Annotated in this window: 15 protein-coding genes and 1 pseudogene; 6 read left to right on the top strand and 10 right to left on the bottom strand. The window is 70.3% G+C overall.

What is annotated here, in order from left to right; genetic code table 11:
• The first annotated feature begins 13 nt into the window (after positions 1-13).
• Together guaA and asnB are read left to right on the top strand one after the other, a co-directional pair.
• Positions 14-1612 carry a glutamine-hydrolyzing GMP synthase gene (gene guaA, locus L0H79_RS07335; protein WP_301483934.1) on the top strand — a complete coding sequence of 533 codons (1599 nt, stop codon included), beginning with the start codon at positions 14-16 and terminating at the stop codon, positions 1610-1612.
• A gap of 369 nt (positions 1613-1981) precedes the next feature.
• Positions 1982-4663: an asparagine synthase (glutamine-hydrolyzing) gene (gene asnB, locus L0H79_RS07330; RefSeq protein ID WP_301483933.1), complete on the top strand. Its 2682-nt coding sequence runs from the start codon at positions 1982-1984 to the stop codon at positions 4661-4663.
• A 60-nt stretch (positions 4664-4723) separates the two neighbouring features.
• Here asnB and narI read toward each other — a convergent pair whose 3' ends face one another.
• The 6 genes and pseudogenes from narI to L0H79_RS07300 form a co-directional block, all read right to left on the bottom strand.
• Positions 4724-5464 carry a respiratory nitrate reductase subunit gamma gene (gene narI, locus L0H79_RS07325; RefSeq protein ID WP_301483932.1) on the bottom strand — a complete coding sequence of 247 codons (741 nt, stop codon included), beginning with the start codon at positions 5462-5464 and terminating at the stop codon, positions 4724-4726.
• On the bottom strand, positions 5461-6186 hold the full coding sequence (narJ, locus tag L0H79_RS07320; protein ID WP_301483931.1) for a nitrate reductase molybdenum cofactor assembly chaperone: 726 nt from the start codon (positions 6184-6186) through the stop codon (positions 5461-5463). Before narJ ends, narI begins: the two co-directional genes overlap by 4 nt.
• Positions 6183-7811 (bottom strand): nitrate reductase subunit beta, encoded by a 1629-nt coding sequence (gene narH / locus L0H79_RS07315; RefSeq protein WP_301483930.1) that lies wholly within the window; start codon positions 7809-7811, stop codon positions 6183-6185. The genes narJ and narH overlap by 4 nt, the downstream gene beginning before the upstream one ends.
• 26 nt (positions 7812-7837) lie before the next feature.
• On the bottom strand, positions 7838-11590 hold the full coding sequence (locus L0H79_RS07310; protein WP_301483929.1) for a nitrate reductase subunit alpha: 3753 nt from the start codon (positions 11588-11590) through the stop codon (positions 7838-7840).
• Between the two features lie 144 nt (positions 11591-11734).
• A complete protein-coding gene (locus L0H79_RS07305; protein ID WP_301483928.1) occupies positions 11735-12871 on the bottom strand; it encodes a lysylphosphatidylglycerol synthase transmembrane domain-containing protein in 1137 nt (378 codons plus the stop codon).
• Between the two features lie 263 nt (positions 12872-13134).
• A pseudogene (locus L0H79_RS07300) lies at positions 13135-13902 on the bottom strand (PIG-L deacetylase family protein); the annotation flags it as partial.
• 37 nt (positions 13903-13939) lie between these two features.
• On the opposite strand from L0H79_RS07300, the gene L0H79_RS07295 reads away from it, so the two are divergent.
• Positions 13940-15091 (top strand): glycosyltransferase family 4 protein, encoded by a 1152-nt coding sequence (locus L0H79_RS07295; protein ID WP_301483927.1) that lies wholly within the window; start codon positions 13940-13942, stop codon positions 15089-15091.
• Entirely contained in the window at positions 15088-15801 is a 714-nt protein-coding gene (locus tag L0H79_RS07290) for an NUDIX hydrolase (RefSeq protein WP_301483926.1), read from the top strand. Before L0H79_RS07295 ends, L0H79_RS07290 begins: the two co-directional genes overlap by 4 nt.
• Before the next feature lie 115 nt (positions 15802-15916).
• Here L0H79_RS07290 and L0H79_RS07285 read toward each other — a convergent pair whose 3' ends face one another.
• From L0H79_RS07285 to L0H79_RS07275, 3 genes are read right to left on the bottom strand one after another with little or no spacing between them, the layout of a single operon-like run.
• Positions 15917-17479, bottom strand: coding sequence for an amidohydrolase (locus L0H79_RS07285; protein ID WP_301483925.1), 1563 nt, complete (start codon positions 17477-17479; stop codon positions 15917-15919).
• Positions 17476-17808: a 4a-hydroxytetrahydrobiopterin dehydratase gene (locus L0H79_RS07280; protein WP_301483924.1), complete on the bottom strand. Its 333-nt coding sequence runs from the start codon at positions 17806-17808 to the stop codon at positions 17476-17478. The genes L0H79_RS07285 and L0H79_RS07280 overlap by 4 nt, the downstream gene beginning before the upstream one ends.
• A 19-nt stretch (positions 17809-17827) precedes the next feature.
• Complete coding sequence (locus L0H79_RS07275) at positions 17828-18820, bottom strand: quinone oxidoreductase (protein WP_301483923.1); 993 nt, start codon at positions 18818-18820, stop codon at positions 17828-17830.
• Between the two features lie 61 nt (positions 18821-18881).
• Here L0H79_RS07275 and L0H79_RS07270 point away from each other — a divergent pair, with 61 nt between their 5' ends.
• Positions 18882-19718: a DMT family transporter gene (locus tag L0H79_RS07270; protein WP_301483922.1), complete on the top strand. Its 837-nt coding sequence runs from the start codon at positions 18882-18884 to the stop codon at positions 19716-19718.
• 9 nt (positions 19719-19727) lie between these two features.
• Here the strand turns inward: L0H79_RS07270 and L0H79_RS07265 are convergent, their stop codons facing one another.
• Positions 19728-20234 carry a GNAT family N-acetyltransferase gene (locus tag L0H79_RS07265; RefSeq protein WP_301483921.1) on the bottom strand — a complete coding sequence of 169 codons (507 nt, stop codon included), beginning with the start codon at positions 20232-20234 and terminating at the stop codon, positions 19728-19730.
• A 282-nt stretch (positions 20235-20516) separates the two neighbouring features.
• On the opposite strand from L0H79_RS07265, the gene L0H79_RS07260 reads away from it, so the two are divergent.
• Positions 20517-20666: a hypothetical protein gene (locus tag L0H79_RS07260; protein WP_301483920.1), complete on the top strand. Its 150-nt coding sequence runs from the start codon at positions 20517-20519 to the stop codon at positions 20664-20666.
• Positions 20667-20702 lie beyond the last annotated feature (36 nt).

Raw genomic sequence — 20702 nt, 5'->3', positions numbered from 1 at the left:
CTAGGCTTCGTTCGTGAGCGAGACCCCCGCTGACCTGCAGCGTCACCCCGTGCTCGTCGTCGACTTCGGCGCCCAGTACGCCCAGCTGATCGCCCGGCGCGTGCGTGAGGCGCGGGTCTACAGCGAGGTCGTGCCGCACTCGATGCCGGTCCGGGAGCTGCTCGCCAAGGAGCCCGCCGCCGTCATCCTCTCCGGTGGGCCGAGCTCGGTCTACGAGGAGGGGGCGCCACGGCTCGACGCTGCGCTGCTGGAGGCGGGCGTGCCGGTCTTCGGGATGTGCTACGGCTTCCAGTCGATGGCGCAGGCGCTCGGTGGAACGGTGGCCCGGACGGGTGCGCGCGAGTACGGCAAGACCGGCGCGACGCTCGCCACCACCGGGTCCACCCTCTTCGAGGGGCAGCCGCCCAGCCAGATCGTCTGGATGTCGCACGGCGACTCGGTCACCGCCGCACCCGAGGGTGCCCGAGTGACCGCGTCGACGGCCGGCACGCCCGTCGCGGCGATCGAGGACGACGCCCGGCGCCTCTACGGCGTGCAGTGGCATCCCGAGGTGCTGCACTCCGAGCAGGGACAACGGGTGCTCGAGAACTTCCTGCACAAGGGCGCCGGGATCGAACCGTCGTGGACCCCCGGCAACGTCGTCGCCGACCTGGTCGCAGGCGTCCGCGGGCAGGTCGGTCCGGACCGCGTGCTCTGTGCCCTCTCCGGCGGTGTCGACTCCTCCGTCGCGGCCGCTCTCGTCCAGCGCGCCGTCGGCGACCAGCTGACCTGCGTCTTCGTCGACCACGGGCTGCTGCGTGAGGGCGAGGCCGAGCAGGTCGAGAAGGACTTCGTCGCCGCGACCGGTGTCGACCTGCTCGTCGTGGACGCCAAGGAGCGGTTCCTCTCGGCGCTCGCCGGCGTGACCGACCCGGAGAGCAAGCGCAAGGTCATCGGTGAGCAGTTCATCCGGGTCTTCGAACAGGCGGCCCGTGACGTCGTCTCGCGCGGGCATCGTGGCGACGGCGATGCGGAACACCCGGTCAAGTGGCTCGTCCAGGGCACGCTCTACCCCGACGTCGTCGAGTCCGGCGGCGGCGACGGCGCAGCCAACATCAAGAGCCACCACAACGTCGGTGGGCTGCCCGAGGACCTGCGGTTCGGGCTCGTCGAGCCGCTCCGGACCCTCTTCAAGGACGAGGTCCGCCAGGTCGGCCTCGAGCTCGGCGTGCCCGAGGCGATCGTGTGGCGCCAGCCCTTCCCCGGGCCGGGCCTCGGCATCCGGATCATCGGCTCGGTCGACGCTGAGCGCCTCGCGATCCTGCGCCGCGCCGACGCGATCGCCCGCGACGAGCTGACCAGCGCCGGTCTCGACCGGGAGATCTGGCAGTGCCCGGTCGTGCTGCTCGCCGACGTGCGTTCCGTGGGCGTCCAGGGGGACGGGCGCACCTACGGCCACCCGGTCGTGCTGCGCCCGGTGGCGTCCGAGGACGCGATGACCGCAGACTGGGCCCGGGTCCCGTACGACGTGCTGGCCCGCATCTCGACCCGCATCACCAACGAGGTGCCCGAGGTCAACCGGGTCGTGCTCGACGTGACGAGCAAGCCCCCGGGCACCATCGAGTGGGAGTGACCTCCCCTCCATCCCTGTTCCCACGCTCAACATCGAGAGTGCACTCCCCCTCGACATCGAGAGTGCAGTTCTGGTGATCGAGAGTGCGCTCCCCCTCGACATCGAGAGTGCAGTTCTGGTGATCGAGAGTGCGCTCCCCCTCAACATCGAGAGTGCAGTTCTGGTGATCGAGAGTGCAGTCCTTCCCATCCTCGATCAGAACTACAGCACTCTCGATCAGAACTACAGCACTCTCGATCAGGATTTGTGCACTCTCGATGGGGATTTGTGCACTCTCGATGGGGAGGGGGCGGCGTCCAGCGTCTTGCGTGAGGCCACGCTGCCGTGCGGGTGCAAGCCCAGCGGCATACCGGCACTACCCTTGGGCGCATGTGTGGGATCGCGGGATACGTCGGCTTCGACGCGGACGAGGCGCTGCTGCGCCGGATGAACGAGTGCCAGCGCCACCGCGGCCCGGACGGCGAGGGGACCCTCGTGCACGGGCGTGGGGGCCTGGCTCACCGGCGGCTGTCGATCATCGACGTGGCGCACGGGCAACAGCCGATGAGCACGGCAGACGGGCGCTTCACGATCGCGTACAACGGCGAGGTCTACAACTACCTCGACCTGCGCGGCCGGCTCGAGGACCTCGGCCACAGGTTCAGGACCGACAGCGACACCGAGGTCGTCCTCGAGGCGTTCGCCGCATGGGGCTCGGAGGCCTTCGACCGTTTCAACGGGATGTTCGGCCTGGCGATCTGGGACCGTGAGCGCCGCGCCATGACGCTCGCGCGCGACCACTTCGGGATCAAACCGCTCTATGTATGCCGCTGCGCTGGGGGCGGCCCGGACGGTACCGGCGGGGGAGCCTGGCTCTTCGCCTCGGAGATCAAGCCGATCCTGCAGTCCGGCCACTACGAGAAGGCCCCGAACGAGCGGACCATCTACCGCTACCTGCGCTACCGGATCCACGAGGACGGGCCGGAGACCTTCTTCGACGGGATCGAGCGGCTCGAGCCCGGCGAGACGATGACGATCGGTGAGGACGGTCACGCCGAGCGGCGCATGTTCACCCGGCTGCGCGAGGAGCTGCTCGAGCTGGCTCGGGTGCAGCGTCCCTACGACGAGGACGCCACCGCCGAGTACCGCGAGCGGCTCACCGAGGCGGTCCGGTTGCGGCTCCAGTCGGAGGTACCGGTCGGCACGTCCCTGTCCGGCGGGCTCGACTCGTCGGCGGTCGCCGTGATCATCAACCGGCTCATCAACTCCGGTGACAAGACGACGGAGTCCGTTGGGCAGCAACAGAACACGTTCAGCGCGGTCTTCCCGAACTCGATCAACGACGAGGAGCGCTACGTCGACGACGTCCTCGAGATCTGCCGCGGCCACGTCGACGGGCACAAGATCAAGCCGACCGCCTCGGAGTTCAAGGCGGACCTGCGCGACTTCGTCCGCACCCAGGAGGAGCCGCTCATCTCCAGCGGGCCGTACGCCCAGTACCAGGTCATGCGCGAGGCGGGCAAGCACGTCACCGTCCTGCTCGACGGGCAGGGCGCCGACGAGATGATGGCCGGCTACGTGCCGTACTACTTCGTCTACCTGCGCCAGCTGAAGGCCAAGGGCGCGGGCAAGGCGGCAGCCGAGCTGAGCAGGTCGCTCGACGTGCTCTACCGGCTCGGCCGGTTCAAGCTCAAGGCGCGGTTGCGCGGCCGACGCGACATCCCGACGACGCAGCTGCTCGGGAGCGACTTCGTCGCGGCCCACCAGCAGGAGCGCTACTCGGTCGAGGGTGCCAACCTCAAGAAGCGCCTCGTCGAGGACCTCTTCGTCGGGTCCCTGCCGTCGCTGCTGCGCTACGAGGACAAGAACACCATGCGGTTCTCCCTCGAGGGGCGCGTGCCGTTCCTCGACAAGGAGGTCGTCAAGTTCATCTTCTCGCTCTCGGACGAGGCGATCATCAAGGACGGCTGGAACAAACGCATCCTGCGCGACGCCACCGACGGTCTGCTGCCCGACTCGATCCGTAAGCGCCGCAACAAGATCGGCTTCACAACTCCGCAGGGCGAGTGGTTCATGACGCTCAAGAACCACTTCTACGGCATCTTCCTGTCCGAGTCGTTCGCGGGCCGGCCGTACTTCAACCAGACCGAGGTGCTGCACGCGTTCGAGGGGTGGATCAAGGGCACCAACGACGTCGACTCGATGACGTTCTGGCGCCTGGTCAACCTCGAGCTGTGGTTGCAGGAGTACTTCGACGAGCAACTGGCCGACGATGCGGTGACGGCGCAGACCCAGCCCAAGACCGACTACGAACCCAATGCGCGCAAGTCCCTTGACCTGCAGCTGGACTCGGGCGAGATGGTGCGTCGCTACCCGCTGCGCACCGAGCTCTACGCACGCGAGGACGACCTCGACGAGAAGACCCTCGGCTACATCGAGCGGTTCTTCGCCGGGCTGTCCGAGGCCGGGACCGACCACGAGGTCGCGACGAAGGGCCGCTGGTACTTCTTCATCTCCGAGAAGATCGTCGCGATCACCCAGGGCCGGTCCTACTTCGTCTGGGACATCAAGGTCTCCCGCCCGGCCCGGGTCCTTTCGCGCTACGTGACGCGCACTCCGGCCGGGATCGGCCTCGGCTCGCCGTTCACGATGCAGCTCGCGATCCAGGAGGCCGGCCTGCCGCGGGTGCTCTACGCGTCGGCCGGGGGAGCGGTCGGCAAGCTCGTCGGCAGGCGCGGTCTGTTCTACGACCTCGTGGGTGGCGACATCCGTGCCATCGACGGCCCGACCGAGTACTCCGTCTACCCCGCCAACGTCTCGGCCAAGCTCGCCCCCAAGGACCCCGATGCCGTCGCCGCACGGCTCTCTGCGGCGATCCGCGCGCGGGTGCCCGCACCGTACCACGACAGCTTCGGCGGCACGATCGTGATGGACGCCAACGACATCGGCCGCAACGTGCTCGGCAAAGACGCACCCGGTCCCAAGGAGCGTTACGAGGCGATGTTTGCCGACAACCCGCTCGGCCAGGGGTCGGAGCAGACCCCCATGGCCGTCGTCTTCGGGCAGCCCTGAACCTGCGGCGGGTTCCGCTGAGACCAATGGTCGTCGGGCGGGACGGCAAGCCCGCATCGGTCAGTAGCGCACCCCGATCTTGCGCCACTTGCGCCCCCCGGTGCCCGACTCGGCGGGTGGTCCGGCCTTCTTGGCGCGGTAGACGACGTACGGCCGCCACAGGTACCAGAGCGGGTAGCTCCACGCGTGCACGAGGCGGGTGAACGGCCAGATGAGGAAGAGCAGCCAGGCGGCGATCGCGTGGACCTGGAAGATGACCGGTGACTGCTGGGCGAGGGCGATGTTGGCGTCGCCGGCGAACAGCCCGCGGAACCAGACCGAGATCGTCTCTCGGTAGTCGAAGCCGAGCGGGGCGTTGATCGCGGTCGTCGCGATGCCGAGACCGACCATGATCCCGAGCAGGATGAGGGCCACCCAGTCGACCGGGCTGGTGGTGGCGCGCACCCGGGGGACGAAGAGCCGGCGTGCGGCCAGGATCGTGACTCCGATGATGACCAGGGCCGCCGCGATCAGGCCCGCGACAGCCGAGAAGAGGTGATAGGCATGCTCGTTGATCCCGATCGCCTCGACCCACTGCTTCGGGATGAGGATCCCGATGACGTGGCCGCCGATGGCCGCGAAGGTGCCGTAGTGGAACAGCGGTGCCCCCCACTTGAGTCTCTTGTGCTCCTGCAACTCGGTCGAGTAGCTGGTCCAGCCGTACTGGTCGTAGCGCCACCGCCAGATGTGCCCGATGATGAACACGGCCATGGCGATATACGGCAGGATCACCCACCAGAAGTAGGCCCACGTGGCGCTCATCTGGTCTCATCCCCTCTGCTGCTGGCTGGGCTCTGCTGTCCGGTGGGATAGCCGCTGAGGTACTCGGGTGGGGCGAACGGCTCGAGCCCGACGGCCTCCTCGGGCGGGCCGGTCTCCCAGGCACGGGTCACCGTCGCGAGCTCGCGCCGGCCCAGCCCGGGCAGCTGGGCGCAGACGGCGTCGACGATGGCGACATACGGGCTCCCGGCCCGGTCCAGCCCGCGGCGCAGCAGCTCCAGGTCCGCGCGGTGTTGGCTCAGCAGCGCCTCGCCGCGCGGGGAGATCGCCGCGAACTCGAGGACGAGCGGCAGGTAGTCCGGCAGCTCGTCCTCCGACGGGCTCAGCCCCGCGACGCGGTAGGCGGTCTTCACGGCGAGCATCGCCATGCCGCGGTTGCGGGTGTCGCCGGAGCGGAAGTAGGTCAGGTAGAGGCTGCACCGGCGCCGCAGGTCGAAGGTGTCGACGTAGTGCACCGCGACATCCTCCGGCGGGGTGTGTCGCAGCCAGCCGAGGAACGGCAGCAGCGCGCCTCGCGCCCGGCGCGGCAGGCGCGCCGCCGTCGCGTCCAGGATGTCCAGCCCCTCGACCAGCGACTGGGTCGGATACTGGAGCAGGATCGAGGCGAGCTTGTAGGTCGCCGATGCGCCGGTGAGCAGGCCGGTCTCGACACCCTGCGCGCCGGCGTCGTCAGGGCGCGGTTCCGTCACAGCCCGAGTGCTCATGAGGTCCCAGCCTCCGGGAAGAGCTTCGGCGCGGAGCCGCTGCCGTCCCAGCCGAGCAGGTTGAAGTGCTCCCGCCCGTCGCTGTCATGGAACGTGTGGCTCCCGCCGGGGCGCACACCGGCGTGGAACTGCTCGACTCCGACCGGCCCACCGCCGCCCATCCCCGGGCCCCCCTCCGTGTCGAGGCTGCAGAAAAGCTGCTCGTGCTGGGCCATGAGCCGACCGGCGTCCTCGGCGTGCGCCTTTGGGATGACATAGCGGTCGTCGTACTTGGCGATCGCGAGCAGACGATAGAGATCGTCGAGCTCGGTGGTTGTCGCGCCGACGCTCGCCGGCAGCGCGTCCTTGGTGGTCAGGCCGAGCTGCCCGGCACGCTGGACGGCGCGGACGGCCGCGAGCTTGCGCAGCACGTCACGGACCGTGTCGACCCGTCCGGCCGTGAAGAGGTTGGCGAGGTACTCCAACGGGATCCGCAGGGAGTCGATCGTCGCGAACACCTGCTCCGGATGCGCGTCGTCGTACCCCTCCGCGTGCACGATGTCCGAGACCGGCGACAGCGGCGGTATGTACCAGACCATCGGCAGCGTGCGGTACTCCGGGTGCAGCGGCAGTGCGACCCGGTGCCGCGCGACGAGCTGGTACACCGGGGAGCGGCGCGCCGCCGAGATCCAGTCATGGGGTATGCCGCTGCGCTCGGCTTCGCGGGCCACCTCGGGGTCGTCGGGGTCGAGGAAGACGGACATCTGGGCCTCGTAGAGATCCTGTTCGTCGGGGGTCGCCGCGGCTTCGAGCACCTTGTCGGCGTCGTAGAGCATGAGCCCGAGATAGCGCAGCCGCCCGACGCACGTCTCGGAGCAGATCGTCGGCTGGCCCGCCTCGATCCGTGGGTAGCACATGGTGCACTTCTCCGCCTTGCCGGTGCGGTGGTTGAAGTAGACCTTCTTGTAGGGACAGCCCGAGACGCAGAACCGCCAGCCGCGGCAGCGGTCCTGGTCGACCAGGACGATGCCGTCCTCCTCACGCTTGTACATTGCCCCTGACGGGCAGGAGGCGACACACGACGGGTTGAGGCAGTGCTCGCAGATCCGCGGCAGGTAGAACATGAACGCCTGCTCGAACTCCATCCGGACCTGCTCCTGCAGGCCGGCCAGGTTGGGGTCCTGGTGCGCTCGTTCGGGCGCACCCGCGAGGTCGTCCTCCCAGTTGGCCCCCCAGGACATGTCCATGTCGAGCCCGGTGAGCGCGGAGATCGAGTGGGCGCTCGGGTTGTGGGTGCCGAGCGGGGCGTTCAGGACGTCGCCGTAGTTGTAGGTCCACGGGTCGCCGTAGTCGTCGATCGAGGGGAGGTCTGGGTTGTAGAAGATCGAAAGGAGCTTCTTGAGTCGTCCTCCGGCCTTGAGCTGCAGGCGGCCCTTCGCATCGAGGGTCCAGCCGCCGTGCCACTGCTCCTGGTCCTCGTAACGCTTCGGGTAGCCGAGTCCGGGTTTGGTCTCGACGTTGTTGAAGTAGACGTACTCGGTGCCCGGGCGGTTGGTCCACACCTGCTTGCACGTCACCGTGCACGTGTGGCACCCGATGCACTTGTCGAGGTTCATCACCATGGCCATCTGTGCCATCGGCCTCATCGTGGGCCCACTCTCTTCTCTCGCCGTCAGTACTCCACCTGCTGGGACCGTCGCCGGATCACGGTGATCTCGTCCCGTTGGTGCCCCGTCGGGCCGTAGTAGTTGAAGCCGTAGGAGAACTGCGCATACCCGCCGATCATGTGGGTCGGCTTGACGACGAGCCGGGTCAGCGAGTTGTCGCCACCGCCGTGCCAGCCGGAGACCTCCGACTTCGGCACCATGAGGTGGCGGTCCTTCGCGTGGTACATGTACACGGTCCCGGACGGCATCCGGTGGGTGACCACGGCCCGGCAGGCGACGACACCGTTGCGGTTGAACGCCTCGATCCAGTCGTTGTCGCGCACGCCGATCCGCTCGGCGTCGACGGGGCTCATCCAGATGACCGGGCCGCCGCGGAAGAGCCGCAGCATGTGCAGGTTGTCCTGGTACTCCGAGTGGATCGACCACTTCGAGTGCGGGGTGAGGTAGCGCACGGTGATCTCGGGCCGGTCCGCGTCGCCGACGCCCTGCTCGCCGAAGTGGCGGGCGTAGTCGAGCGGCGGACGGTAGGTCGGCAGGGCCTCGCCGTACTCGTGGATCCAGTCGTGGTCGAGGAAGAACTGCATCCGCCCGGTGAGGGTGTGCCACGGCTTGTTCCGTTCGACGTTGACGACGAACGGCGCATAGCGGCGGCCGCCGGCCTCGCTGCCGGACCACTCCGGTGACGTGATGACCGCCCGAGGCTGGGTCTGGGTGTCGGTGAAGCTGATCCGGTCGCCGGAGCGCTCCTCGGCCAGGTCGGCCAGCTGCGTGCCGGTCTGCGCCTCGAGGGCCCGCCAGCCCTGGACGGCGACCTGCCCGTTGGTGGTGCCGGACAGGGTGAGGATCGCTTCGGCGAGGTGGACGTCTCGGCTGAGCCGGGGCCGCCCGTCGGCGATGCCTCCGTGCATGACGCCGTTGCTGCGGCCGAGCAGGTCGACCGCCTCGGTCGGGACCCAGCTGACGCCCTTGACCCCCGTGCCGACAGACGAGACGAGCGGGCCGAGGGCCGCCATCTTGTCGGCGACCGCGGCGTAGTCGCGTTCGACCGTGATGATCTTGGGCATCGTCACGCCGGGCACCGGGTCGCACTCCCCAGCCCCCCAGTCGAGCGCCACGCCGCCCGGTTGGGCCAATTCGTCCGGGCTGTCGTGCATGAGCGGGATGGCCATGACGTCGCTGCGCGTCCCGAGGTGGGTGGCGGCCAGCCGGGAGAACTCGCGGGCCAGCGTGGTGAACGCGTCGAAGTCGGTGCGGGCCTCCCACGGTGGGGCGATCGCCGGGTTGAAGGAGTGCACGAACGGGTGCATGTCGGTCGTGGAGATGTCGTGCTTCTCGTACCAGGTCGCTGCGGGCAGCACGATGTCGGAGTAGCTGCACGTGCTGGTCATCCGGAAGTCGAGCGTCGTGACGAGGTCGAGCTTGGCCCGGGGCGCCTCGTCGCGCCAGACGACTTCAGCCGGCCGCAGGCTCTCGGGTGACTCCTGCGCGCGGACCGCATCGTCGATCCCGAGCAGGTGGCGCATGAAGTACTCCATGCCCTTGCCGGACGAGCCGAGCAGGTTGGCCCGCCAGACCGTCATCACCCGGGGGAAGTTCGCCGGGTCGTCCGGGTCCTCGGCTGCGCTGCGCAGCCGTCCGGACCTCAGCTCGTCGACGACGTGCTCGGCGACGGGCCGGCCGGCTGCCGCCGCCTCGTCGGCGACGTCGAGCGGGTTGCGGCTGAAGTAGGGGTGGGACGGGGTCCAGCCCATCCGGCTGGCGGAGGCGAGACAGTCGACGAAGGTCCGCCCCGCGAAGCGTCCCGTCCCGAGCGGGCTCGCGAGCTCGCTCGGCCCGAAGGCCTCGTAGCGCCACTGGTCCGAATGGACGTAGAAGTACGACGTGCCGGTCATATGGCGCGGTGGCCGCTGCCAGTCGAGCGCGAACGCGATCTGCTGGAAGCCGGTGAGCGGGCGGACCTTCTCCTGCCCGACGTAGTGGGCCCAGCCGCCGCCGTTGACGCCCTCGCAGCCGCACAGCATGACGAGCGTGAAGAACGTGCGGTAGATCAGGTCGGAGTGGAACCAGTGGTTGGTACCGGCTCCCATCGCGATCATTGCGCGGCCCTTGGACAGCTCTGCGGTGCGGGCGAACTCGCGGGCCACCCGGGTCGCCGCTGCAGCCGGCACTGACGTGATCTGCTCCTGCCACGCCGGGGTGTAGGGCGAGAGGTCGTCGTACCCGCTCGGCCACTGCCCGGGCAGCCCGTCCCGCGGTACGGCGTACTGGGCCATGAGCAGGTCGAAGACCGTGGTGACGAGTCGGCCTCCGACACGCCTGACCGGTACGCCGCGCCGGATGCTCGACCCGCCCTCGGTCGGCCCGGCGTCGAAGCGGGGCAGGTCGATCTCGACGGCGTCGTCGTGGTGTCCGTAGAGGGTCAGCATCGGGTCGACCTGCCCGAGGTCGAGGTTCCACCGGCCCGCTCCCGACGGGGTCCACCGGAAACCGATGGACCCGTTGGGCACGCGCGGCTCGCCGGTCGCGGCGTCGAGCATGACCGTCTTGTGCGCGGCGCCCTCGACACCGCTGGCGTCCTGCTCGTCGCCGCCACCCGCCGTGCCCAGGTCGGCTGCGGTGAGGAACCGGTCCGGCAGGTAGCAGTCGTCGTGCTCCTTCAGCGTCACGAGGAAGGGCAGGTCGGTGTAGCGCTTGACGTAGTCGGTGAAGTAGGGCGTCTGCCGGTCGCGGAAGAACTCCGTGAGCACGACATGGCCCATCGCCATCGCCAGCGCGGCGTCGGTCCCGGGAGCGGCCGGCAGCCAGTCGTCCGCGAACTTCGTGTGGTCGGAGTAGTCGGGGGAGACGACCACGACCTTCTGCCCGTGGTAGCGGGCCTCGGTCATGAAGTGGGCGTCGGGGGTGCGGGTGATCGGCAGGTTGGTCCCCCAGATGATGAGATAGGCCGCGTTCCACCAGTCGCCGGACTCGGGCACGTCGGTCTGGTCGCCGAAGACCTGCGGCGAGGCGATCGGCATGTCGGCGTACCAGTCGTAGAACGAGAGGATCGTGCCGCCGATGAGGGACAGGAACCGGGTCCCCGCGGAGTACGACACCTGTGACATGGCCGGGATCGGGGAGAAGCCGGCGACCCGGTCCGGGCCGTACTCCTTGATGGTGTGCACGTGCGCCGCGGCCATGATCTCGATGGCCTCGCTCCAGGTCGAACGCACGAATCCCCCGCGCCCACGCATGCTCTTGTACCGGGCGACACGCTCGGGGTCGGCGACGATCTCCGCCCAGGCCTGCACGGGGTCGGCCACCCGCGACCGGGTCTCGCGCCAGACGTCGAGCAGTGGGCTGCGGATGTACGGCACCTTCACGCGCGACGGCGAGTAGGTGTACCACGAGAAGGAGGCACCCCGGGGGCAGCCGCGCGGCTCGTACTCCGGTGAGTCCGGCCCGACCGACGGATAGTCGGTCTGCTGGGTCTCCCACGTGATGAGCCCGTCCTTGACGTAGACCTTCCACGAGCAGGATCCCGTGCAGTTCACGCCATGGGTCGAGCGGACCTCCTTGTCATGGCGCCAGCGGTCCCGGTAGAACGCCTCGGCGCTGCGGGTATCACGCCGGTGGACCTCACGATGGTCACTGCTCGGGGTGCCCGGGGTGAAGAACTGGGCACGGCGCAGCAGACCCTCGATGGGCTCGCCACCTGGCAGCAGCGGAGCGAGTGAGGGCTGGGATGACTGTGGGCCTCGTGCGTACGGCTCCGACACGGATACGCCTCCTCGTCAGTGTGGTGAACCCACGACGAGAGACCGACTCTCTGCGCGTCCTCGACGCGACCCACCCTTGCGACTGTAGGCCCGGTTACCCGCATCGGCCACCCCTGAGCTGGGATGAGAGTTGGGATGAGCGGGTTAAGAGGATTCCGGGGAGACGGCTCGGGCGTGCGGCCCGCTTCCGCGGGGTGCATCGGCGTCCCCAGCGGCGCGGTCCGGTTCGGCGTCGCTCGGCTCGGTCTTCGGGCTGAACCACCAGATCACCCAGCCGACGACGCCGAGCGGCACCTCGAAGAAGTGCGTGAAGAGCGAGAAGAGCACCACCCCAGCCGTCGCCTGGGCAGGATCGGCGCCCCACCCGACGAGCACCGCGGCCGTGCCGGCCTCGGTGACACCCAGCCCACCCGGGGTGATCCCGACGGCCGTGAGCAGCCGACCCACCGTGTAGGCGCCGAACATGTACGCGAAGGGCATCTGCACGCCCATCGAGTTCAGGCAGAACCAGAACAGGATGTAGTAGACCCCGAAGAACCCGACGAGGCCGTAGGTCATCTCGAGCCAGCCGTAGCGGACGATCTCGATGATCCGCCGGCGCAGGTCGGTGATCGCGAACTCGAGGTCGACCTCCTTCTTGCGCCTGCGCCTCAGCGGCTTGGTCACCTTCATGAGCCAGCGACCGAGCTTGTGCGCAAAGGACTCCGACGCGAGCGCGCCCCAGAACGCCACGACGACAGCGACGCCGATCAGCGCCCCGAGGATCGCCGCTTGTGCGACAAGGGGGTTGAGGCCACCGATGCCGATGATGATGGCCAGGATGCCGACGACGGGCAGCGCCACCCGGGCGAGGACGTTCCACACCCCGGTGACGATGATCATCGTCGAGATGTCGCGGCGCAGGAACCCCCAGGAGCGCAGCTGCTTGTAGGTCACGACGACACCCGCCGCGCCACCGCCGGGCAGCAGGTTGCCGATGGAGCTGCCGCACGCGTTGACGATCATCGCCTGCAGGTGCCCGAGCCCCTTGAGCGAGCCTGTGTACAGGAACGTCACGAGCCACAACCCGGAGACCATCAGGACGGTCAGGCCGACGACGGTCGAGAACTGCAGCTGGGAGAGCAGGTGCCACACCTCGGGCCACGTCGTGTGCGCGACCTTCGGCAGCCCCCACCAGAGCAGGAACACGGCCAAGCCGATTCCGACGACGAACTGTACGACGCGCCAGAGCACCGACCGCCCGGGGGACGCAGCCCGGGTCGTCTCGGACGGCCGCGTCACGCGAGCCCCTCGAAGACGTCCCGCCGGATGCCGCCCACCGGGTTGCGCGACCGCACGGACCTCCGCGTCGCCGCCTTCCCGCCCTGATCGAGAGTGCACTCCTCCCCATCGAGAGTGCACTCCTCCCCATCGAGAGTGCGCTTCTCCCCATCGAGAGTGCGCTTGTCGTGATCGAGAGTGCGCTTCTCCCCATCGAGAGTGCGCTTGTCGTGATCGAGAGTGCGCTTGTCGTGATCGAGAGTGCAGCTCCCGTGAGCCTCCGCCGTGGCATCGACGTACCACTCGGTCCCGAAGACGAGGTCGAACAGCGGGCGGGGGATCCGGAGGAACGCCGCGAGGGTGCGATCAGCGCCACCGTCTGAGCTCGCCTGCGAGGCATGCGCGCGCATCGAGGCCCGCTTGGCGGTGATGTGGCGACGGACGTTGATGCGGTGCGTGATGTCTCGTCGTGCCGAGAAGGCCCGATCGAAGGAGCCGCGGTCGAACTCGGGCGGAAAGCGGTAGACCTTCGCCGCGAGGTCTATCGCGCGGCAGATCGCGTCACGTGGGACTGTCGCCTGCAGGACACGCCGGGTGCCGGCCAGTGCAGCGGCGCGCATCCCCACCTCGTGGGCCTTGATGTGGTCCGGATGCCCGTAGCCGCCGTTGGGGTCATAGGTGAGCAGGACATCGGCCGCCTCCTCGGCGAGTATCGTCGCGAGCCTTGCGGCGGCTTCATGGGTGTCGGCCCGGACGAACCGGGTCCTCCTCGGCGGGTCGGGCAGGGCCCGGGGGCCGAGCCCGCTGTCGGCGTAGCCGAGGTACTCGACCCGGGCGACCCCCAGGGCGCGTGCACTCGTCTCGAGCTCGTCCATCCTGCGGGTCGCGAGGCTCTCCGCGGTGTACTTGGCAGAGGCGAGCCCTTCGCCGCCGTCGGTCGCGACCACGAGGACGACCCGGTGCCCCTCGGCGGCCGCGCGTGCCATCGTCCCCGACGTGAGGAGGGCCTCGTCGTCAGGGTGCGCGTGGAAGGCGAGCAAGGTGTGCGGCATACGTGCATCCATCTTGGCGCATGACAGAGTGGACCTCGTGAAGGTGGCGCTGCTCAGCGACTGTTATCTGCCGCGCCTGGGTGGGATCGAGGTCCAGACGCACGACCTCGCCGGCCACCTCGTCACGCTCGGGCACCACGTCGAGGTGTTCACCGCCACGCCCGGCCCGCGCGGCGAGGTCCATGGGCAGGTCACCGTCGTCGACGGTATCCCGGTGCACCGGCTCGCGATCCGGCTGCCCTGGGAGCTGCCGGTCAACCCGGCCGCGCCGCGAGAGCTGCGACGGCGCCTCGTCGCAGGCGGCTTCGACGTGGCGCACGTGCAGACCGGAGTGGTGAGCCCTTTCGCCTGGGACTGCACGCGGATGACCGTCGCGCTCGGGTTGCCGACCGCGCTGACGTGGCACTGCATGCTCGGCCCGGCCGCGGGTCTCTTCCGGGCGGCCCGGTTCGTGCGTGGTTGGGCAGGCCGGGGCGTCGCGATGTCTGCGGTCTCTGGAGCCGCTGCGGAGCCGCTGCGTCGGATCGTCGGCGAGGCAGGCGAGGTCAGTGTGCTGCCGAACGGCATCGACGTCGCCCGCTGGCGCCCCCCGCAGGCGACGACGGGACGCGGCGGCTCGTCGGGACCATTGCGACTCGTCACCGCGATGCGTCTCGCGCCCCGCAAGCGCCCGGTGGCCCTCCTCGACCTGGTACGGCGTGCGGCCGACCTCGCCGGGCCAGGCTCACTGGACCTGACGATCCTCGGCGAGGGGCCGGAGCGGCGCCGGGTCGAGGCGCGGCTGCATGGGCACGACCTCGACTGGGTCCACCTGCCCGGCCGGGTGCCTCGGGACGAGCTGCCCGGGCGGTACGCCGCCGCAGACCTCTACCTCTCGCCTTCCCGGCTCGAGTCGTTCGGGATCGCTGCCCTCGAGGCACGCACCGCCGGCTTGCCCGTCATCGGTCGGCGGGGCTCGGGCGTCGGCGAGTTCGTCACGGACGGCATCGGAGGACGCATCGTCGACGGCGACATCGAGATGGCCGAGGTCATCGCGGCCCTGGCCGGCGACCGCTCGGCCGTCGAGCGCATGCGTGCCCGGAACATCGCGCGCCCGCCGAGCCAGGACTGGCCGAACGTGGCCGCCCTCGCCGTCGCCGAGTACGAGCGCGCTCAAGCCCTGGCCAGGCTGGTCAAGGCCCGCAGGTGAGGACGAACGTCCCCGGTGGGGTCCGCGTCGTGGCCGCGCCCGACCGGGGCGCCCCTGTGAGCCTGGGCCGGATCGCCCACGGCCAGCATCCGGAGTCGCTGCTGCACTCCGCGGGCTGGATCGTACAGACCCCCCTGTCAGCCGTCGTCGCGAGGGACGGTGCGATCGAGCTCGCCTACCGGGTCAGCCCGCTGAGCGGCATACCGCCTCGCCTCGAAGAGGTTCGTCGCGACCCGGACGTGTCCGCACACCTGACGGGAGAGCCCCATCAGCGGGTGGCGGCGTACGCGCTCGTCGTCACCGGCAAAGGTGTGCTGCTGACGAAGTTCACGGCGCAGACGCACGTTTCGGGACAATGGGGCCTGCCCGGTGGCGGACTCGAGCCGGGCGAGACGCCGGCCGAGGGCGTGCTCCGGGAGGTCTGGGAGGAGACGGGGCAGCGGGTCCGGCTCGGGGCCCTGGTCGCGATCCAGTCCTCGCACTGGATCGGTCGCGCCCCCTCCCGTGCCGTCGAGGACTTCCATGCCATCCGGCTCGTCTACCGGGCCGACTGCCCGGACCCGACCGACCCCGTCATCCACGACGTGGGTGGGACGACCGGGGACGCCCGCTGGGTGCCGCCCGACCAGCTCCACGACCTGGCGTTGACCCCGTCGTGGCGGGCCTTCGAGGCACTCGTGCCCACGGACGACCATTCCTCTGACCGCTGACCCTGGCGCGGGCTGGCTGAGCACGACATCGGTGGCGCGCAACTGTCCATCTGAACCAATGGTCGTCCGCACCGACACCTCTGGTATGCCGCTCAGCCGGGTTGCGTCGGCCTGCTCAGTCGCGCTCGTGCTCGAGCTTCCCGCCCACCCAGGTCTGCTCGACCACGGTGTCGCGGATCGCGGCCGGGTCGGCGTGCTCGAGCTGCCACAGGTCGCGGTCCAGGCAGACCAGGTCGGCGAGCTGGCCCGGGACGAGACGACCGACGTCGCGCCGCCGCACGGCCTGCCAGCTGCCGACTGTGTGGGCGTGGAGGGCCTCGGCGAGGCGGATCCGCTCGGCCGGCTGCCACCCACCTAGCGGGGAGGAGTCCGCACGCTGGCGCGTCACGGCGGCATGGAGGGCATGGAACGGGTTCGGCTCCTCGACCGGCGCATCCGAGCCGAACGCGAGGTCGACGCCGGCGTCGAGCATCGAGCGCCAGGCATACGACTTCAGCGGCCGGGGCCCGATGACCGAGTCGACGACGTCATGGTCGGTGGTGCAGTGGGTCGGCTGCATCGACGCGACCACCCGCAGCCGGGCAAACCGTGCCACCTCGTCGGGCAGCACGTGCTGCGCGTGCTCGACCCGCAGGATCGCGTCGGGGAAGACAGGGCGCAGCTGCGCGTAGGCGTCGAGGACCGCCCGGTTCGCCGCATCGCCGATCGCGTGCGTGCACACGTCCAGCCCGGCCTCGAGTGCCATCCGGATCCGTTGCAGGAGAAGCGGATACGGGGTCACCGCGAGACCGCACGAGTCCTGTCCGAGGTACGGCTGGGTCAGGTGCGCCGTGCGCGACCCGAGGGCGCCGTCGGCGAAGAACTTGACCGGGCCGACCCGGAGTCGGTCGTCTCCGGCCCCGGCGCGGCGTCCCTCGCCGACGGCCGCCTCGAGATCACCGTCGCGGATGCACTTGGCGACCCGCAGGCGCAGCGCACCGGACTGGTGCATCGCGATGTAGGCAGCCAGCACATCCTCACCGTCGATGTCCGTGATCGCGGTGAGACCGACGGCGAGCAGGTCGCGCTGGACCGTCTCGAGCGCCCGTCGCAGCGCCGCCGCGTCCACTTCCGGCTTCGGCAGCAGGTCGATGGCGTCGTCGAAGAGCAGCCCGGACGGCTCCCCGTCGGCTCCCCGCTCGATCTCGCCGCCGACGGGGTCCGGCGTGTCCCTGGTGACGCCGGCCGCGGCGAGCGCGGCCGAGTTGGCCCACACCGAGTGGCCGTCGACGCTGGGCAGGACCGCGACCCGGCCACCGGTGACCGAGTCGAGCGACCGGCGGTCGGGGCCTGGGCCGGCCCAACGGTTCCGGTTCCACCGACCACCCCGCACGTCGGCGCCGGGAGCCAGGTGGGCGGCATACCCCTCGATGAGCGTGAGCGCCTCCGCGAGCGAGCGCGTCTCGCGAAGGTCCACCGCGACCGACTCCTCGGCGAGCCACCCCGTGTGCAGGTGCGCGTCGTGCAGGCCGGGGACCACGACGGCGCCGGGGAGGTCGACCACGCGGGCGGCACCGGCTGTCAGGGCACCCGCCCCGACCTCGACAACACGACCGTCCTCGACGAGCAAGGCCTCGACCCAAGGCTGTTCGGGCGACCCGGTCCAGATCCGCTTGTGGCGGAATAGAGCCCGGTTCATCCGTGATCGGCGCCGGGCGCCTGGGCCTGGATGCCGGCGTCGCTCGCCGTCTGGGTGATCCGGCAGGCGAGCTCGACGTCACGCGAGGTGAGGTGGCCCACGTCGTGGCTCGTCGTGCGGATCACGACCTGGCCGTAGCGCACGTCGACGTCCGGGTGGTGGCCCAGCTCGTCGGCGACCCGGGCGATCTCGGGCAGCAGAGCAGCGCCTCGGGAGAACTCTCCCGTGGGCAGGACTGTCACGAGGGCGTCGCCGACCTGCCGCCACCCCTGCAGGCCCTCGGTGCGGGACAGCGTGTCAGGACTGATCGGTGCGTTCGGGTCGCTCATCACCCCAGCCTGACACAGCTCAGGGGCTCGGGACGAGGATGACCTTTCCGGTGGTCTGTCGGCCCTCGAGCGCGGCGTACGCGGCGGCCACCTCGTCGAAGGGGTAACGTCCGCCGATCTCGATGTCGAGGGAGCCGTCCGCGATCGCGCCGAGGACCTCGCCGGCCCGCCACTCGAGCTCCGCGCGTGTCCGGACGTAGTGCCCGAGGGTGGGGCGCGTGACGAAGAGCGAGCCACCGCGGTTGAGCCGCTGCAGGTCGAACGGCGGCACCTGCCCGCTCGCGCCCCCGAAGAGCACGAGCATGCCGCGCGGCCGCAGCGAGGCGAGGGATGCGTCGAAGGTCGCCTTGCCAACCCCGTCGTAGGCCACGTCGACGCCACGCCCGGCAGCCTGGCGCACCGCGGCGGCAAGGTCGTCGGTCTGCCCGTAGTCGATGGCCTGCGCCGCGCCGCGCCGGCGGGCGATCTCGAGCTTTGCCTCGGAGCCGGCGGTCGCGATGACGGTCACACCCTTGGCGGTGAGCAGCTGGACGAGGAGCTGGCCGACCCCGCCAGCCGCGGCGTGGACGAGCGCGATGTCGCCCGACGCGGCGGGATAGGTCGAGGTGACCAGGTAGTGGGCGGTCAGGCCCTGGAGCATGGCCGCGGCGGCGGTCTCGAGGTTGACGCCCTGAGGAACCTGCACCAGGCTGTCCGCCTGCCGGTTGAGCACGGACGCCTCGCTGCCCGCCGCCTGAGCCCAGGCGACACGGTCGCCGACCGCGAAGCCGGTGACGCCCTCGCCGACTGCCGTGACGGTGCCGGCGCCTTCCTCGCCGAGCACGAACGGCGTCGGCATCGGGTAGACGCCCTGACGCTTGTACACGTCGATGAAGTTGACGCCTGCGGCGGCCAGCTCGACCTGCACCTCGCCTGGCGCGGGCGGGGGCACCTCGACCTCCTGCACCCGCAGGACGTCCCCGCCTCCGGGGCTGCTGACGACGACGGCGCTGGCGGTGCTCGTTGTAGCCATGCCCGCACCCTACGACGATCGACCGTGGGCCCGCGCGCCCCCGATGTGGTAGGCATCGCACGTGCTCGTCGGCCTCCTCTGCGCGCTGGGGTCGGCCGCGGCATTCGCCGGGTGCTCGGTGTTCCAGCACCTGGCCGCACGAGCGGACCCACGCCACGACGCCTGGCTGCTGCTGCGCCTCGTCCGCCGACCACTGTGGCTGGCCGGTGGCGTGCTCAACGCGGTCGGCGTCGGGCTACAGGCCGTCGCCCTGGCGTATGTGCCGATCCTCGTCGTCGCGCCGGTGCGGCTTGCCGGACTGCCCATGGCGCTGCCGATGACGGCTGCCATCGACAAGCGCCGGATCCGGCTCGACGAGATCGGCGCCGCACTGCTGTGCGCCGGTGGTGGCGCGGGCTTCCTGCTGGCGACCCACACGACCGGTGGCCGGCCCGCGCTGACCGGAGTGCAAGGGATCGTGCTGGTGGTGGTCGCCGTCGCGGTCGACGCGGTCTGCGCGCTGCTCGCACGTCGCCGCGACTGGCGGTTCGTCGCCCTCGCCACGAGCGGCGGGCTGCTCAACGGGCTCAACGCGGCGCTGCTCGCGACGGTCTCCCGGTCCTTCGCCGGGTCGAACCTGTCCGTCCTCGTCTGGGCGGTGCCGGCATTAGCAGCTGTCGGCCTGCTCGCGCTGCTTCGCACTCAGCAGGGCCTGCAGGCGGCGCAGATCGGGCCCCCGCTCGCGGCGATGACGATCGCCGAGCCGGTGGCCGCGGTCGTCGCCGGGGTGCTGCTGCTCGGGGAAGCCGTTCCGGGGGACGCGACCGCTCGGGCCGTGCAGGTGCTCAGCGCCGCTGCCGGCCTGGCCGGGGCGGGGCTGCTGCGCTACCTCGAGGGGGAGCGGCGCTCCGCTGGGTAGGCCGGCACCCTACGAGCCGGCCAGCCGGGCGAGCGCGGCGCCGTCGACGCGGAAGGTCGTCCACTGGTCCTGGGCGACCGCGCCCTGGGAGCGGTAGAAGTCGATCGAGGGGGTGTTCCAGTCGAGGACGCACCACTCGAGCCGCGTCCAGCCGCGGTCCCGGGAGACCTGGGCGAGCCGGACGAGGAAGGCCGTGCCGATCCCAAGGCCACGCTGGCGCGGCTCGACGAAGAGGTCCTCGAGCCAGATCCCGTGCCTGCCGGTCCACGTCGAGAAGCTGACGAACCAGATCGCCATCCCGACGACGCGCTCCTGCCGCTCGGCCACATGCGCGTATGCCGTCGGCTGGCCGTCCGTGGGGAAGAGGGCGTCGCGGAAGTGGTCGGGGGTCGCGGTCGCGGCGGCTGGTTGTCTCTCGTAGACCGCGAGGTCGTGCACGAGCCGGATGAGGTCGTCGATGTCGGCCGGGATCGCCTCGCGGATCCTGAAGTCGTGGGAAAGGGTCGCATCGGTCACACCGCCATCCTCGCGCGAACGGTGGGTTCGAGTTGGGGTCGGACTGCATCAATCCGGTCGCGCCGGTCGCAGCGGTCATCTCGCGCGCCGGTCGCAGCGGTCATGTCGCACGTCATGTCACCGGCGTGGGTGGGTTCATGCTCGCGGACGGCGAACGACGCGACCTGAGCTGCGACGTGACCCGAGCCTGTCGGGCGGCCTGGCCCGAGCCTGTGTGGCGACTGACCCGCGACCTGTGGCGTGCCACTGGGTGTCACCACGGGGACGTAGGGTTGGGCCACCATGAGCACGCTGTTCGATGACCTGTTCGGCGCCGACCCGACGGCCAAGGCCGGCGCGGCGGCCGGCACCGGACGGGCCATGCGTGGGCGGGGGACCGATGTCACCGACCAAGGCGGGCCGACGTGGGCCGAGGCGACGGTGCGGTGGTAGGGGTCGCCCTCGCTGACCTGCCGGGCGTAGGTCTCC

This window comes from Intrasporangium sp. (genome assembly GCF_030452765.1).
Taxonomy (GTDB): Bacteria; Actinomycetota; Actinomycetes; order Actinomycetales; family Dermatophilaceae; genus Intrasporangium_A.
The sequence above is the reverse complement of the archived record's forward strand: the minus strand, read 5'-3'. Positions and strand labels throughout refer to the sequence as shown.